At 70.1% G+C, this 15,927-nt stretch carries 14 protein-coding genes; 7 read left to right on the forward strand and 7 right to left on the reverse strand.

Annotation, left to right across the window (positions count from 1 at the left end; genetic code table 11):
• From GZ67_RS0106690 to GZ67_RS0106700, 3 genes are read left to right on the forward strand one after another with little or no spacing between them, the layout of a single operon-like run.
• Nucleotides 1-837 carry an ABC transporter ATP-binding protein gene (locus GZ67_RS0106690; protein ID WP_029261441.1) on the forward strand — a complete coding sequence of 279 codons (837 nt, stop codon included), beginning with the start codon at nt 1-3 and terminating at the stop codon, nt 835-837.
• 32 nt (nt 838-869) lie between these two features.
• On the forward strand, nt 870-1,901 hold the full coding sequence (locus GZ67_RS0106695; protein ID WP_029261442.1) for an ABC transporter substrate-binding protein: 1,032 nt from the start codon (nt 870-872) through the stop codon (nt 1,899-1,901).
• Nucleotides 1,898-3,988 carry an iron ABC transporter permease gene (locus tag GZ67_RS0106700; protein WP_051662395.1) on the forward strand — a complete coding sequence of 697 codons (2,091 nt, stop codon included), beginning with the start codon at nt 1,898-1,900 and terminating at the stop codon, nt 3,986-3,988. Before GZ67_RS0106695 ends, GZ67_RS0106700 begins: the two co-directional genes overlap by 4 nt.
• A gap of 81 nt (nt 3,989-4,069) precedes the next feature.
• On the opposite strand, the gene GZ67_RS0106705 is transcribed toward GZ67_RS0106700, so the two are convergent.
• The gene (locus GZ67_RS0106705; RefSeq protein ID WP_029261444.1) at nt 4,070-4,912 is read right to left on the reverse strand and encodes an alpha/beta fold hydrolase; all 843 of its coding nucleotides are present in this window, start codon (nt 4,910-4,912) and stop codon (nt 4,070-4,072) included.
• Between the two features lie 96 nt (nt 4,913-5,008).
• On the opposite strand from GZ67_RS0106705, the gene GZ67_RS0106710 reads away from it, so the two are divergent.
• Both GZ67_RS0106710 and GZ67_RS0106715 read left to right on the forward strand, forming a co-directional pair.
• Nucleotides 5,009-5,575, forward strand: coding sequence for a TetR/AcrR family transcriptional regulator (locus tag GZ67_RS0106710; RefSeq protein ID WP_029261445.1), 567 nt, complete (start codon nt 5,009-5,011; stop codon nt 5,573-5,575).
• Nucleotides 5,576-5,660: 85 nt separating this feature from the next.
• The gene (locus tag GZ67_RS0106715; protein WP_029261446.1) at nt 5,661-6,464 is read left to right on the forward strand and encodes a TspO/MBR family protein; all 804 of its coding nucleotides are present in this window, start codon (nt 5,661-5,663) and stop codon (nt 6,462-6,464) included.
• On the opposite strand, the gene GZ67_RS0106720 is transcribed toward GZ67_RS0106715, so the two are convergent.
• The 6 genes from GZ67_RS0106720 to GZ67_RS19690 form a co-directional block, all read right to left on the reverse strand.
• Nucleotides 6,446-7,117, reverse strand: a complete 672-nt coding sequence (locus GZ67_RS0106720) for a response regulator (protein WP_029261447.1) — start codon at nt 7,115-7,117, stop codon at nt 6,446-6,448. The two genes, GZ67_RS0106715 and GZ67_RS0106720, sit on opposite strands and share 19 nt — an antisense overlap.
• The gene (locus GZ67_RS0106725) at nt 7,114-9,675 is read right to left on the reverse strand and encodes an ATP-binding protein (RefSeq protein WP_051662396.1); all 2,562 of its coding nucleotides are present in this window, start codon (nt 9,673-9,675) and stop codon (nt 7,114-7,116) included. Before GZ67_RS0106725 ends, GZ67_RS0106720 begins: the two co-directional genes overlap by 4 nt.
• Nucleotides 9,672-10,274, reverse strand: a complete 603-nt coding sequence (gene kdpC / locus GZ67_RS0106730; protein ID WP_029261449.1) for a potassium-transporting ATPase subunit KdpC — start codon at nt 10,272-10,274, stop codon at nt 9,672-9,674. The genes GZ67_RS0106725 and kdpC overlap by 4 nt, the downstream gene beginning before the upstream one ends.
• A gap of 25 nt (nt 10,275-10,299) precedes the next feature.
• Nucleotides 10,300-12,453, reverse strand: a complete 2,154-nt coding sequence (gene kdpB, locus GZ67_RS0106735; protein ID WP_442921934.1) for a potassium-transporting ATPase subunit KdpB — start codon at nt 12,451-12,453, stop codon at nt 10,300-10,302.
• A 107-nt stretch (nt 12,454-12,560) separates the two neighbouring features.
• Entirely contained in the window at nt 12,561-14,240 is a 1,680-nt protein-coding gene (kdpA, locus tag GZ67_RS0106740; protein WP_029261451.1) for a potassium-transporting ATPase subunit KdpA, read from the reverse strand.
• Complete coding sequence (locus tag GZ67_RS19690) at nt 14,240-14,329, reverse strand: potassium-transporting ATPase subunit F (protein ID WP_036303189.1); 90 nt, start codon at nt 14,327-14,329, stop codon at nt 14,240-14,242. Before GZ67_RS19690 ends, kdpA begins: the two co-directional genes overlap by 1 nt.
• Nucleotides 14,330-14,609: 280 nt before the next feature.
• Here GZ67_RS19690 and GZ67_RS0106755 point away from each other — a divergent pair, with 280 nt between their 5' ends.
• Together GZ67_RS0106755 and GZ67_RS0106760 are read left to right on the forward strand one after the other, a co-directional pair.
• The gene (locus GZ67_RS0106755; RefSeq protein WP_029261452.1) at nt 14,610-14,939 is read left to right on the forward strand and encodes a PadR family transcriptional regulator; all 330 of its coding nucleotides are present in this window, start codon (nt 14,610-14,612) and stop codon (nt 14,937-14,939) included.
• Nucleotides 14,936-15,685, forward strand: a complete 750-nt coding sequence (locus GZ67_RS0106760) for a hypothetical protein (protein ID WP_136025653.1) — start codon at nt 14,936-14,938, stop codon at nt 15,683-15,685. The genes GZ67_RS0106755 and GZ67_RS0106760 overlap by 4 nt, the downstream gene beginning before the upstream one ends.
• Nucleotides 15,686-15,927: the final 242 nt, after the last annotated feature.

Raw genomic sequence — 15,927 nt, forward strand, 5'->3', positions numbered from 1 at the left:
ATGACGACGACCGCGTCCCACGCCCTGCAGGGCGAATCCCTCGTGCTCGGCTACGGTCGAGCCCGCGTCGTGCACGACGTCTCGCTGCGCCTGGCACCCGGACGGGTCACCACCCTCATCGGCCCGAACGGCAGCGGCAAGTCGACCGTCCTGCGCGCGCTCGCCCGCCTGCACCGCATCGAGGCGGGGAGCGTGCGCATCGGCGGCGACGAGACTCGCGATGCCGCGGCCCTCTCGGCGAAGGAGTTCGCCAAGGCCGTCGCGATGCTCTCGCAGTCGCGGCCGCATCCGTCCGGGATCGAGGTCTCCGACGTCGTGGCGTACGGCCGCCACCCGCATCGGGGCCGTTTCTCGGGCGTCAGCGACGCCGACCGCGCCGCCGTCGCGCGGGCGCTCGAACTGACCGGGCTCCGCACGATGGCCTCGCGCCCCGTCGACCAGCTCTCGGGCGGCGAACTGCAGCGCGTGTGGCTGGCGACCGCGCTGGCGCAGGAGACCGGGGTGCTGCTGCTCGACGAGCCGACCAACCACCTCGACCTGCGCTACCAGGTGGAGACGCTCGACCTGGTGCGCGAGCTCGCCGACGACCACGGCACCGCCCTGGGTGTCGTGCTGCACGACCTCGACCACGCGGCATCCGTCGCCGACGACGTGGTGCTGCTGCACGCCGGTCGAGTGCACGCGGCGGGCACCCCCGCCGAGGTGCTCACGGGCGAGAACCTCTCGCACGTGTACGGCCTGCGGATCGACACCGAGATCGACGAGGAGACCGGCCTCGTGCGGGTGCTCCCGCGCGGTCGTCACCACGGCCGGCACCGCGCCCGCGCAGCATCCTGAAACCCCCTCACCCCTCCCGGAGGAAGAACCGAATGAAGAAGAAGCCCCTCGCCCTGATCGCCCTCGGCGGCGCGCTCGTGATGGCCCTCGCCGGCTGCGGCACCACCCAGGCCCCCGCTGCCTCCGACTCCGATGCCTCGGCCTCGACGAGCGCGGGCTGCGGCGATGACACCACCGCGACCTCGACGGGCGCCGTCTCCGTCACGGACGACCTCGGCCGCACGGTCGAGCTCGACAAGCCCGCCGAGCGGATCGCGGTGCTCGAGTGGCAGCAGATCGAGGATGCGCTGTCGCTGTGCGTCACCCCGGTCGCGGTCGCCGACGCCGAGGGCTACAGCACGTGGGTCACCGCGGAGGAGCTCCCGGAGGGTGTGACCGACGTCGGCACCCGCCAGGAGCCGAACCTCGAGACGCTGTTCGGCACCGAGCCCGACCTCGTGATCGTCGAGGTCAGCGCCGCGGACGACCCCATCGTCGCCCAGCTCGAGGCCTACGACGTGCCGGTGCTGGCGACCATCGGTGCGGATGCCGCCGACCCCATCGCGAAGATGCTCGGCACGCTCGACCTCATCGCCCAGGTGACCGGCCGCGAGGAGCGCGCCGAGGTCGTCGCCGACGAGTTCCAGGCCCACTTGGACTCGGCATCGGCCGAGCTCGCGGATCTCGACCTGCCCACGACGGAGTTCGTGTTCTTCGACGGCTGGGTCGACGGCGGCAACGTCGCGCTGCGTCCGTTCGGCCAGGGCTCGCTGGTCGGGGAGATCGGCGAGAAGCTCGGTCTGAAGAACGCCTGGACCGGCGAGGTCGACCCCACGTACGGCCTCGGCCAGACCGATGTCGAGGGCATGACCACGGTCGGCGACGCCAGCCTGTTCTACACCGGCACCGAAGACCCCGAGTCGGAGAGCTTCATCGACGCGCTGCAGGACAACCCGGCCTGGACCTCGCTGCCCGCCGTGGCCGATGACCGCCTCACCGCGTTCCCCGCCGGGATCTGGACGTTCGGCGGACCGCGCTCGACCCAGCAGATCATCGACGGCTACGTCGAGGTGCTCTCGAAGTGACGGGTGCCCTTCGCCTCGACGACGCGGCGGCCACGACGGAGCCGGCGCGCCCGGCTCCCGCCGTCGCGCCCGACGAGGCGGAGGGACGCCGGCCGGGTGCCCTGCTGACGGGCATCGGCGTGCTCGTCGCCCTTGCGATCGTGCTCGTCGCCGTGGCCTGCTGGCATCTCACGCAGGGCACGAGCGGTGCCGTGTTCGCTGACACCGAGGTGCTGTGGGGGTCGCGGGTGCCACGCCTCGCCGCGGGCATCGCCGTGGGGGTGGCGCTCGGCGTCGCCGGCATCCTGCTCCAGTCGCTCGCCCGCAACGCTCTGGCCTCGCCGGACACGCTGGGCGTGACCGCCGGTGCCTATCTCGCGGTGACGGCGCTCGCGGCGTTCGGCATCGCGGTGCCGGTGTGGGCGTCGGGCGCTGTCGCGTTCGCCGGGGGCCTCATCGCCGCGGGGATCGTGCTCGGCCTCGCCGGTGGTGCGGGGTCGTCGACCACGCGGCTGATCCTCGCGGGCACGGCCCTCGCGCTCGCATTTCAGGCCGGCACTTCGACCCTGCTCATCCTCTTCGACGAGGAGACCAAGGGGCTGCTGGCGTGGGGAAGCGGCAGCCTGTCGCAGCTCGGGCTGACCGCGTTCCTGCAGGCGGCACCCGTCGTGGTCGTGGTGACGGCGGCGGCCCTGCTGCTCGCGCGGCGGTTCGACATCCTGGCGCTCGGCGACGACACGGCATCCTCCCTGGGTGTGCCGATCCGCTCGACGAGGGCCATCGGCATCCTGCTCGCCGTCACGCTCACCGCGGTGTCGGTGACGCTCGCGGGGCCGATGGGCTTCGTCGGGCTGTGTGCGCCCGTGCTCGCCCGTCTGCTGACGCGGGTGGTGCCGAGTCTGAACCGCCATCTGCTCCTGATCCCGGCGGCCGGCCTCCTCGGCGCGATCGTCGTGATCCTCGCGGATGCTCTGCTGCGGGCGATCATCGGGGCCGAGGCGGCGATCCTCATCCCGACCGGCGTCGCGACCACGCTCCTCGGAGCCATCGTGCTCGTGCTCATGGCGCGGCGCCTGCGCGATGCCGGTCCGACGCGAGAGCCTCCGCGGGTGCGGTTCGGCGTGCGCAGCCGACTCCGGTTCCGCATCACCATGGTGGTCGTCGTGCTGGGCGTGATCGGGGTGCTGTTGCTCGGCCTGCTCGCCGGGCACACCTGGCTGCTGACCGGCGACATCGCGCTGTGGCTTCAGGGCGAAGCTCCCCCCGCGATCGCCTTCGCGCTGGACGAGCGGGCGCCGCGCATCGCGGCCGCGGTCGTGGCGGGTGGGGCGCTCGCGCTGTCCGGCGCCATCATCCAGGGGGTCAGCCGGAACCCGCTCGCCGACCCGAGCATCCTCGGCGTCACGGGCGGCGGCGGCCTCGGCGCGGTGCTGGTGATCACGAGTGCCGTTTCGTCCACCGCGGGCATGATCGCGGGTGCCATCGCCGGGGCGCTGCTGGCCTTCGCCCTCGTGTACCTGCTGTCGTGGCGCGGCGGGTTGAACGCCGACAGGTTCCTGTTGATCGGCATCGGCGTCTCGTACTTCACCGTGTCGCTCACGACCTTCTTCCTGCTGAGGTCGAACCCCTGGGACACCCCGAAGATCTACACCTGGCTGTCGGGCACCACGTACGGCCGCGTGTGGGAGCAGGTGCTGCCGCTGGCGATCGTCCTGGCCATCGCGCTGCCGTTCGTGGTGATGAGCCGACGCGAGCTCGACGTGCTGTCGCTCGACGAGGACACTCCGCGACTCGTCGGCATCCGCCTCGAGCCCGTGCGGCTGACGCTGCTGGTCGTGGCGGCGGTGCTCGCGGCGCTCAGCGTGACGGCGATCGGTGTGATCGGCTTCGTCGGGCTCGTCGCTCCGCATGCGGCACGGGCTCTCGTCGGTGCCAGGCACGCCAGGGTGATCCCGGTCGCGGTGCTGCTGGGCGGTCTGCTCGTCGGTGTCGCGGACACCATCGGGCGTACGGTCATCGCCCCCGCCCAGCTGCCAGCCGGACTCGTGGTCGCGCTGATCGGAGCCCCGTACTTCGTCTGGCTGCTCTGGCGCTCGCGCGACGCGTAGCCCCGCGTCGAGTCGCTCCCGAATCGCGCAAATGGTCCCATCTCCCGAAGAAATGGGACCATTCGCGCGATTCGAACGGGGTTACTTGGCGAGGAAGTCCTTCAGCGCGGCGTTGACCTCGTCGGCGTGGGTCCAGAGCAGGCCGTGCGGGGCGCCCTCGACCTCGACGTAGTCGGCATCCGGCACCGCCTGGTGGAAGCGGCGCGCGGTCGCGTCGATCGGGAGGATGTTGTCCTTCGTGCCGTGCAGGATCAGGGTGGGCTTGGCCGCGGCGCGCACGGCCTCGACGTCGCCACGGAAGTCCTCGATCCAGGCCGAGACGACCGCGTAGGCGGCCACGGGTGCGCTGCCGATGGCGACGTTCCAGCTGCCGGTCACGGCCTGCTCGCTGATGCGCGAGCCGAGGTTCTCGTCGAGGTTGTAGAAGTTCTGGTAGAAGTCGGTGAACCACGCGAAGCGGTCGCCCTTCGCCGCGGCCTCGATGCCGTCGAAGACCTCCTGCGGCACGCCCTCGGGGTTGTCGTCGCGCTGCACCAGGAAGGGCTCGAGCGAGGCGAGGAAGGCGAGCTTCGCGACGCGGTCGTGTCCGTACTTCGCGACGTAGCGGGCGAGCTCTCCGGTGCCCATCGAGAAGCCGACGAGCACGACGTCGCGCAGGTCGAGGGTCTCGAGCACGGTGTTCAGGTCGGCGGCGAACGTGTCGTAGTCGTAGCCGGCGTTGGCCTTGGAAGATCCGCCGAAGCCGCGGCGGTCGTAGGTGATGACGCGGTAGCCCTGGGCGAGGAGCTCGCGGGTCTGACGCTCCCAGCTGTGGCCGTCGAGCGGGTAGCCGTGGATCAGGACGACGGGCTGACCTGAACCCTGGTCTTCGTAGTAGAGCTCGATCGGGGTGCTGTTCTCGTTTCCGACGGTGATGTAGCCCATGATCCTGGTCCTTTCGGTTGCGGTGAGAACGATCGTTCTCGCTCGATGTGTTCAATCTAGAGAACGTTCGTTCTCGTGTCAAGTAGACTTCTGGACATGACCGAAGACGAGGCCCGAGAGCGCATCCTGTCCGCCGCGGAGGAGCTCTACTACCGCAAGGGGTACGCGGCCGTCGGCATGGACGAGCTGCGGTCGGCCGCCGGCGTGTCGCTGCGTCGCCTCTACGCGCTGTTCCCCGCGAAGACCGACATCGTCACCGCTGTCCTCGCCCGCAAGCACGCCCAGTGGGAGTCCGGGCTCTCCGCGGCCGTGACGGACGCCGGCGATGATCCGCGCACCCGCCTGCTCGCGGTCTACGGATACCTCGAGAACTGGTTCTGCGCCGACGACTTCCGCGGCTGCGCCTTCATCAACGCGTTCGGCGAGCTCGGCGGGACGAACCCCGAGGTCGCGGAGATCGTGCGCACACACAAGGCGTCGTTCCAGGAGTACATGGCGGGCCTGGTCGCCGACACGGGTGCCCCCGCAGCGCTCGCCGCACAGCTGTCGATCCTCGCCGAGGGGGCGCAGAGCACGGCCGCGATCTCGAAGGACCCCTCCGTGGCCGTGCAGGCGCGCGGCGCCGCGGAGGTCCTGATCGACGCGGCATTCGCCCGGGCCTGAGGGGTTTCCTAACCTGGTTAGCGAAACCGCGGCCGGGTGTCAACCCCGATGCGCACCGGCCGCTCCACGCCGTATGGTCACGACCATGGACTCACGTACGAAGGGCATCGGCCGGCAGAGCCTGATCATCGCGGCGGCATCGTTCATGCTGATCGCGGCCGCCATCGGCGCAGGAGCGTTCGGCGGAGCATCCGTCGACGACCTGCAGGACGGCGCGCTCTCGGCACAGGGCTCGTATCTCGCGCCCGCCGGCCCCGCATTCTCGATCTGGTCCCTCATCTACATCGGGCTCATCGCGTACACGGTGTGGCAGGCGCTTCCCGCGCAACGCCAGGATGCTCGCCAGCAGGCCGTGGGCGGATGGATCGCCGCCTCGATGGTGCTGAACGGGCTCTGGCTGGTCACCGCGCGGTATCTGACGCTGTGGCTCACGGTCGTCGTGATCGCCCTGCTGCTGGCCGTGCTCGCGCGGGTGATCGTCGTACTGGGGCGCTTCCCGGCACGAAACCTCGCCGACCGCATCCTGACCGACGGCGCGAACGGCCTGCACTTCGGCTGGGTGACGATCGCTACGGTCGCGAACACCGCGGCCTGGCTCACGCAGATCGCTCCCGAGAGCTGGGCGCAGGCGGCGGATGCCTGGGCGATCGCCGTGCTGGTGGTCGTGCTCGTGATCGGTGCCGCTGCCGCGTGGGCGACCGGTCGCATCGCCCCCGCACTCGCGACGGCCTGGGGTCTGGCCTGGCTCGCGGTCGGCCGTCTCACCGGGGAGCCCGAGAGCACCCCGACAGCAGTCGCCGCGATCATCGTGGCCGTGCTGCTCGTCGTCGCCGGGGTCGTCGCGGTGCTGCGACGCCGTGCGCGCTCAGCTCAGAGCACGAGCCGGTAGCCCATCCCCGCCTCGGTGAGCAGATGCACCGGCGCGGCCGGCTCCTGCTCGAGCTTCTTGCGCAGCTGCGACATGTACAGGCGCAGGTAGCCCGAGTCGGACACCTGCTCGCTGCCCCAGATCTCCTTCAGCAGATCCTGTCGCGTGACCAGGGCGCCCGGATGCCGTGCGAGGTGCTCCAGCATCCGCCACTCCGTCGGCGTCAGGTGCACGCGAGTTCCGGCGCGGGTCACGGTCTTGGTCGCGAGGTCGACCACGACGTCGCCGAACGCCACCGTCGACTCCCCGTTCGCCGGCATCGACCGGCGGGACAGCGCCCGTAGCCGCGCGAGCAGTTCGTCGATCTGGAACGGCTTCGTCACGAAGTCGTCGGCACCGGCATCCAGCGCCTCGACCTTGTCGGCCGACCCGGTGCGGCCGGAGACCACGATGATCGGCACGTTCGTCCACCCGCGCAGCGCCTGGATCACCTCGATGCCGTCGAGCCGTGGCATCCCCAGGTCGAGCATGATGAGGTCGGGATGCGTCTGCGCGGCAGCAGCGACCGCGGCGGCACCGTCGGCCGCCACGACGACCTCGTATCCGTGGGCGGCGAGCGTGATCCGCAGCGCCCGCACCATCTGCGGGTCGTCGTCGGCGATGAGGAGCTTCACTCCGTCTCCTCCGTGTCGTGATGCCCTGCGCCGAGAGGCAGAGAGATGACCATGGTGAGGCCCCCGCCGGGGGTGTCCTCGGGTGTCAGGGTACCGCCCATGCCCTCGGCGAACCCGCGCGACAGGGCGAGCCCGAGCCCGAGGCCCGTGGTGTTGTCGGTGTCGCCGAAGCGCTGGAACGGCTGGAAGATGCGGTCCCGACGCTCGGGCGAGACGCCGTCGCCGCGGTCGATCACCCTGATCTCGGCGCGATCGCCGAGGGTGCTGGTCGAGACGATCACGCGGCTGCCCTCGGGCGCGTGGCGGTGCGCGTTGGCGAGCACGTTCACCAGCACCCGTTGCAGCAGCACCGGGTCGGCGAACACCGGCGGCAACTCGGGGTCGAGGGCGAGCTCGACATCGGCGGGGCCCAGTCCGAGCTCATCGATGGCGGCGAGCACGGTGCCGGCGGCATCCATCCGAGAGGAGGAGACCGCGAGCACCCCGGCCTGCACGCGGCTCACGTCGAGCAGGTCGGTGACCAGGGTCGACAGGGTGGCGAGGCTCTCGTCGGCGGTCGCGAGCAGCTCCGCGCGATCGGATGCCGAGAGCTCGTGCGCGCCGCGCAGTCCGCCGATCGCCGCGACGGCCGAGGCCAGCGGGCGCCGCAGATCATGGCTCACGGCCGACAACAGCGCGCTGCGCACCTGGTCGGTCTCGGCCAGGGCCTCGGCCTCGCTCGCGGTCGCCCGCAGGTCGGTGTGCTCGATCGCGGCCGACAGCTGCGCCACGATCGCGTCGAGCAGTCGACGCTCCGGCCCCGCCAGCGGTTCGCCGTTCAGCTCCAGCATCGCGCGCGGGCCGCCACCGGGGCGGACGCCGACCGGGATGCTCGTGGCTCGTCCGTCGGCGACCGGCTCCCCGTCGCTGGCGAGCACCTCGCCGTCGGGGGAGAGCACCCGCACGCCGCTGAGCCCGAACGCCTCCCGGGTGCGGCTGGCGAGGGCCAGCACCGCGTTGTCGCCCCGCAGCACGTTGCCGGCGACCGCGGCGAGCAGCTCGGCCTCGGCGGTGGCGCGCTGCGCGGTGCGGGCACGGCGGGCGGCCTGGTCGACGATGATGCTCACCAGGATCGCGATGAGCACGTACAGCGCGAGGGCGAGCACGTGCAGCGGATGCGCGATCGTGATGGTGAACAGCGGTGCGACGAAGAGGAAGTCGAGTGTGACGCCGGAGAGCACGGCCGCGAACACGGCAGGACGGACGCCGCCGATGAGGGCGACCACGACCACGAGCAGCTGGTAGGCGAGCACCTCGGCGGTGATCGACTCGGGGCTGCGGAAGGTGAACATCAGCCACGACAGCAGCGGTCCGAACACGAGGGCCACCGCGAAGCCCAGCAGCTGCCGCCGCCAGCCGAGTGCCCCGCCGGTCATCCGTGGCAGGGCGAGACGTCCGCCTGCGGCGGCGTGGGTGACGATGTGCACGTCGATGTCGCCCGAGCGGCGGATCACCTCCGATCCGATGCCGGGACCGGTGAGCGCGGCGGCGAGTCGACTGCGACGGCTGACTCCGATGACGAGCTGCGTGGCATCCACCCCCTGCGCGAACTCGACCAGGGTGGCTGGGATGTCGTCGCCGACGACCTGGTGGTAGCTGCCGCCGAGCGATTCGACGAGGGTGCGCTGCGTGGCGAGCGCCCCCGGGGTCTCGTTGCGCAGCCCGTCCTGGGCCGAGATGTGCACCGCGAGCAGTTCTCCGCCGGCCGAGCGGGCGGCGATCCGTGCACCGCGACGCAGCAGGGTCTCGCCTTCGGGGCCGCCGGTGAGGGCGACGACGACCCGTTCCCTGGCCTGCCAGTTCCCTTCGATCCCCTGCTCCGCACGGTAGGTGCGCAGGGCGCTGTCGACCTCGTCGGCGAGCCAGAGCAGGGCGAGCTCGCGCAGCGCGGTGAGGTTGCCGAGGCGGAAGTAGTTCGACAGGGCGGCATCGATGCGCTCGGCCGGGTACACGAGCCCGGCGGAGAGCCGGTCCCGCAGCGACTGGGGCGCGAGGTCGACGACCTCGATCTCGTCCGCGGCGCGCACCACGGCATCCGGGATCGTCTCCTGCTGCGCGATGCCGGTGATCTTCTCGACCACGGCATTGAGCGACTCGATGTGCTGCACGTTGACGGTGGTGACGACGTCGATGCCGGCGTCCAGCAGCTCGTCCACGTCCTGCCAGCGCTTCGGATGCCGCGAACCGGGGGTGTTCGTGTGGGCGAGCTCGTCGACGAGCGCGATCTCGGGAGCCCGGGCGAGCACGGCGTCGAGGTCGAGTTCGGTCAGGGCGATGCCGCGATGGTCTTCGACGCGACGGGGCACCTCGGGCAGTCCGACCGTCTGCGCGAGCGTGGCCGCGCGGTCATGGGTCTCGACGATGGCGATGACGACGTCGTGTCCCTCCTCGCGGAGGCGGCGTCCTTCGGCGAGCATCTCGAACGTCTTGCCGACACCGGGAGCGGCGCCCAGCAGCACCCGGAGGCGGCCGCGACGGGGGTGTTCCGGTGCCGGGCGATGCGTCCGATCTGCGCTCATTCGCCCTCCTGGTCGTCCAGCGCGAGGTTGAGCTCGGCGACGTTGATGCGCTCCTCGCCGAGGAATCCCAGATCCCGCCCTTGAATCCTAGACTCCACGAGGTCTTGCACCTGCTGTTCGGGAACGCCACGCGCCTCGGCCACGCGCGGCACCTGCAGCAGGGCGTAGGCGACGCTGATGTGGGGGTCGAGGCCCGAACCCGAGGCGGTGACCGCGTCGGCCGGCACCTCGGACGCCTTCACGCCCTCGCGCTCCGCGATCGCGGCCTGGCGGTCGGCGATGGCCGCGACCAGGTCGGGGTTCTCCGGGCCGAGGTTGCTGCCGCTGGAGCCCGCCCCGTCATAGTCGTCGCCGGCCGCCGAGGGGCGGGACTGGAAGTACTCCGGCAGGGCCTCGCCGTCGGCATCCGTGAACGGCTGGCCGATCAGTGAGCTGCCTTTGTCGTCGGGGAGGGGTGAGCCGTTCGCCTGCCAGGGAAGAGCGAGCTGCCCGATGCCCGTGACGAGGAGCGTGTAGCCGACGCCGAGGACGAGGGTGAGGACGAGCATCGCGCGGATGGCGACCCCGGTGGTGCGGGCCGCGGTGCGAGTGGAGGACATGTCTGGGTTCCTTTTCCGAGCCGGGTCAGAAGCCCGGGATGAGGCTGACGACGAGGTCGATGAGCTTGATGCCGATGAACGGGGCGATCACGCCGCCGAGTCCGTAGATGAGCAGGTTGCGCTGCAGGATCTGCGAGGCGCTCGCCGGGCGGTACTTCACTCCGCGCAGGGCGAGCGGGATCAGGAACACGATCACGATCGCGTTGAAGATGATCGCGCTGGTCACGGCGGATGCCGGCGAGTGCAGCTGCATGATGTTGAGCGCCGCGAGTCCGGGGAAGACCCCCATGAACATCGCCGGGATGATGGCGAAGTACTTCGCCACGTCGTTCGCGAGCGAGAACGTGGTGAGCGCGCCGCGGGTGATGAGCAGCTGCTTGCCGATGCGCACGATGTCGATCAGCTTTGTCGGGTCGGAGTCCAGATCGACCATGTTGCCGGCCTCCTTCGCGGCCGAGGTGCCGGTGTTCATGGCAACGCCGACGTCGGCCTGCGCGAGCGCGGGAGCGTCGTTCGTGCCGTCGCCGGTCATCGCGACCAGCCGCCCGCCCTCCTGCTCGCGGCGGATGAGGGCGAGCTTGTCCTCGGGCGTCGCCTCGGCGAGGAAGTCGTCGACCCCGGCCTCGGCGGCGATGGCCTTCGCGGTCAGCGGGTTGTCGCCCGTGATCATCACCGTGCGGATGCCCATGCTGCGCAGCTCGTCGAACCGCTCGCGCAGACCATCCTTGACGATGTCCTTGAGGTGCACGACCCCGAGGATGCGGCCTTCCGTCACTCGTTCGTCGGACACCCGTCGGGAGTTCGCACGGATGTCGGGCCGTTCCGCGGCGATTCCTCCGACATCCGTCCGTTCTCCCGACAAGTGGGCGGATGCGGATGCGGATGCGGGCGTCCGCACGGCGACGACGAGGGGGGTCCCTCCACTTTCGGCGACGGTGTCGGTGCGGGTGGTGAGCTCCGCGTCCTCGGCGTCGAGTCCGAGCCAGGCGCGCACCGCGGAACCTGCGCCCTTGCGGATCTGCGTGCCGTCGGCGAGGTCGAGTCCCGACATGCGGGTCTGCGCGGTGAACGGCACGACCACGGCATCCTCCGGAGCGGTGACGCGGATGCCGCGGGCGGCGGCGAGCTCGACGATCGAGGCGCCCTCCGGGGTGGGGTCTGCGAGCGACGACAGTGCCGCGACCCGCAGCAGCTCGTCGGCGTCGATGCCCGGGAGGGGCAGGACCTCGTGCGCGCGGCGGTTGCCGTAGGTGATGGTGCCGGTCTTGTCGAGCAGCAGGGTCGTGACGTCACCCGCGGCCTCGACCGCGCGCCCCGACATCGCGAGCACGTTGCGCTGCACGAGCCGGTCCATCCCGGCGATGCCGATGGCCGAGAGCAGTGCGCCGATGGTGGTCGGGATCAGGCAGACGAGCAGGGCGATGAGCACCGGGATGCTGACGGGCGATGCCGCGTACGAGGCGATCGGGTTCAGGGCGAGCACCACGACCACGAAGATGATCGACAGACTGGCGAGCAGGATGTTCAGGGCGATCTCGTTCGGGGTCCGCTGGCGGCTGGCGCCTTCGACGAGTGCGATCATCCGGTCGACGAACGTCTCGCCGGGCTTCGAGGTGATGCGCACCACGATCCGGTCGGACAGCACGCGGGTGCCGCCGGTGACGGCGCTGCGGTCGCCGCCCGACTCGCGGATCACCGGGGCGCTCTCGCCGGTGATGGCCGACTCGTCGACGGTCGCGATGCCCGCGATGATGTCGCCGTCACCGGGGATCAGCTCGCCGGCGGTGACGATCACGACGTCGTCGCGCTGCAGCTCGGCTGAGGAGACCTCCAGGGTCTCGGCACGTTCTGCGGTGGCATCCGAAGCCGCGTCATAACCGACCACACGGCGGGCCATCGTGCTGGTGCGCGTCTTGCGCAGGCTCGCGGCCTGGGCCTTGCCACGGCCTTCGGCGACGGACTCGGCGACGTTCGCGAACAGCACCGTCAGCCAGAGCCACACCGCGATGCCCCAGGTGAACGGCGCGGGGACCGGGGTGCCACCCGAGTCGGCGGGTCCGCCGAGGAACGGTTCGGCGATCGCCAGCGCGGTCGCGAACGCGGCGCCCACCCAGACCAGCAGCATCACGGGGTTGCGGACGAGGGCTGCGGGGTTCAGCTTGCGCAGGGCGCCGGGCAGGGCCTCGACGAGCTGCGACCAGCCGAAGGAACGCGTCGGCTGCGCGGGGGCCTCGGCCGTTGAGCGACCGGAGGGAGACGAAACGTCGGTGGTGATGAGAGTCATGGTCAGACGAGTCCTTCGGCGAGGGGCCCCAGTGCGAGCACGGGGAAGTAGGTGAGGGCGGTCACGACGACCGTCACGGTGAGGAGGAGGCCGACGAACTGTGGCCGGTGGGTGGGCAGCGTTCCCGAGGTGGCGGGCACACGCTCCTGCGCGGCGAACGAGCCGGCGAGGGCCAGCACGAGCACGATGGGGAGGAAGCGTCCGAGCAGCATCGCGATCCCGAGTGCGGTGTTGAACCACGGGGTGTTCGCGGTGAGTCCGGCGAAGGCGGAGCCGTTGTTGTTCGACGCCGAGGTGAACGCGTAGAGCACCTCGCTCATGCCGTGCACGCCCGGGTTCAGGATGCTGGTCGACTCCACGTCTTCCCGGATGCCGGGGATCGCGAAGCTCAGCGCGGTGCCGACCAGCACAAGCGTCGGCGTCACGAGGATGTACAGGCTCGCGAGCTTGATCTCCCGCGGACCGATGCGCTTGCCGAGGTATTCGGGGGTGCGCCCGACGAGCAGTCCGCCGACGAACACGGCGATGATCGCGAGCACGAGCATGCCGTAGAGGCCCGAGCCGACGCCGCCGGGGGCGACCTCGCCGAGCATCATGTTCAGCATCGGCATCATGCCGCCGAGCGCCGTGTACGAGTCGTGCATCGAGTTGACCGCACCGGTCGAGGTGAGCGTGCTCGCGCTGCCGAACAGCGTGGAGCCGAGGATGCCGAAGCGCACCTCCTTGCCTTCCATCGCGGCGCCGGCGAGCTCGGGTGCGCTGCCGCGGCCGGCCAGTTCGAGCGCCGAGAGCGCGAAGGTCGAGATCAGGAAGATCGTGCCCATGACCGCGGCGATGGCGTAGCCCTGGCGGTGGTCGCCGACCATGCGGCCGAACGTGCGGGGGAGGGAGAACGGGATCACGAGGATCAGCAACACTTCCAGCAGGTTCGTGAACCCGGTCGGGTTCTCGAACGGGTGCGCGGAGTTGGCGTTGAAGAAGCCGCCGCCGTTGGTGCCGAGGAGCTTGATCGCCTCCTGTGAGGCGACCGGTCCGCCCGGAATGGTCTGGGTTCCGCCCGCCACGGTGGTCACGTCGGTGAAGCCGGCGAAGTTCTGGATCACGCCACCGGCGAGGAGCGCCACCGCACCGATCAGGGCGATCGGGAGGAGGATGCGGCCAAGACCGCGGATCAGGTCGACCCAGAAGTTGCCGATGGTCGCCGAGCCCCGGCGTGCGAGGCCGCGGATCAGCGCGATCGCGATGGCGAGTCCGACCGCCGCCGAGACGAAGTTCTGCACCGTGAGGCCGGCGAGCTGCACGGTGTAGCCCACGGTCTGCTCGGGCGAGTACGACTGCCAGTTGGTGTTGGCGACGAAGGATGCCGCGGTGTTGAAAGCGAGCCCTTCGGGCACGGCCGGGAGACCGAGCGACTGCGGCAGGAACGCCTGCAGGCGCTGCAGCCCGTAGACGAGCAGCAGCCCGACGACCGAGAACGCGAGCACGCTGCGGGCGTAGGCGCGCCAGGTCTGCTCGGACGACGAGTCGACGCCGATCAGCCGGTAGACGCCGCGCTCGACACGCAGGTCCTTCGCCGAGGAGTACACCCGGGCGATGTAGTCGCCGAGGGGGCGGTAGACCAGCACGAGCACGACCACGACGGCCGTGAGCTGCAGGATGCCGAACCAGATCGCCGCACCCATCAGAACCGCTCCGGGGCGACGAGCGCGACGACGAGGTAGACGACGGCGGCGACGGCGAGGACCGCCGCGATGATCTCGAAGACGATCATGCGCGGTCCACCGCCTTGGCGACCAGGGACACGAGGGCGAACAGCGCGAGAGTCAGCGCGATGTAGATGATGTCGAGCACGGATCCGATACAACTCCCGTGCGCGGGCGGATCCGTCGATCCTCACGGTTCCCCTACGCCGCCACCGAGGATGCATGCGGGTTGCTCACACCCGGCTCAGCGGTTGGCCGTGTGGGTCTCGTCGGGATGCAACTGAGGACCTCCTGAGAGTGGGTATATTCTCATTGATCAGAATATGCCCACTCTTTAGGGTTGATGTCATGAAGACACCGTCACCGTTGCAGTTCACGCTTCTCACTGCTCTCACCGGTCGCACACTCCACGGATACGCACTCGTCGAGGAAGTCTCGACGCTCACGGGGCAACGGCCAGGTGTCGCGACCGTGTATGCCGCACTCGAGAAGCTCCTCGCACTCGGGTGGATCGCCCAGACGCAGGATGAAATCGTCGGCGGGAGGTTGAGACGGTACTACGCGATCTCTGAGACGGGGCTTCACGTTCTCGATCTCGAGGCGAAGGCGCTCGCCCAACGGGCACAACGCGCACAGTTCAAACTTCAGCAGGTGCGGACCGCGGGAGCGCAAGCATGAACACCGATCCCCTGCGACGAAGCCTCAAAGCCTATCCGCGACGCTGGAGAGAATCGAACGCTCACGTGCTCTTCGGAATGCTCGAAGAGGCTCGTGATGCCCACCCCGAACTCGTTCCTCTCGAAGCACGAACCGCCGCTCGAAAGGGGCTTGCAATGAGAATTACACAGGTGCTGCCTTGGGTGCTCGGAGCGATCAGTGTTGCGTCAGCTGCTGTAGCTATGACCATCTTGGCCGTCGCATTCACCGAGCAGAACCAAGCCCTCGTCCACGTGCTTTGCTTCTTCATCACCCCACTCGCCAGTCTGTGGGCGATCGTTCTGGGGCTGATATCCCGTCCCACAACGGTTCGTCCTCGCTGGGGGGCAGCTGTACTGGGCAGCCTCGGGATTCTCGTCGCTGGGGGCGCACACGTCCTCTGGTACCTGGGCGTCGACACCGACATGACGAACCTCCCTCCCATATGGGGCGCGACCACCGCCACCGCGTTCGTGCTTATCGGGATCGCACTCACCATCTCCCTGTTCCCCGCGTTCGCCCGCGCGACCTCACGCACCGTGGCCGTCATCGCCACCGCTCTCGTAGCCGCCTCCGGCGCGATCACGACGATCGTGTTCTTGAGCCTGCCGTTCTCCGCGCCGATCATCGCCCTGACTGCGGTCGTCATCGTGCTGACCATTCGGCCCGGCCGCCAACGCACCGCACTGAACCCACCCGCAGCACCGTCTGAACGGCAGCTCCCCTAGCCCCCCGGTCCCTATCCTGCGGGGCGTGGACCCCTAGCCGCCTACTGACAAGACCTGCTCGGCAATAGGTGGATTGCGAACCCGTGGTGAGCGGGGAGAGGCTGGTGAGTCGGCCCGGATGACCGGGGTCGCGCGATTCGAAACCGGAGTTAGGGCGTCGCGAGCGAATCCAGGAACGCGCGGGTCTGTGCCGCCAGTTCGGGCGACTGCGTGTGGTGGAGGTAGTGGCCGCCCTCGATCCC

This window comes from Microbacterium sp. Cr-K20 (assembly GCF_000708325.1).
Taxonomy (GTDB): Bacteria; Actinomycetota; Actinomycetes; order Actinomycetales; family Microbacteriaceae; genus Microbacterium.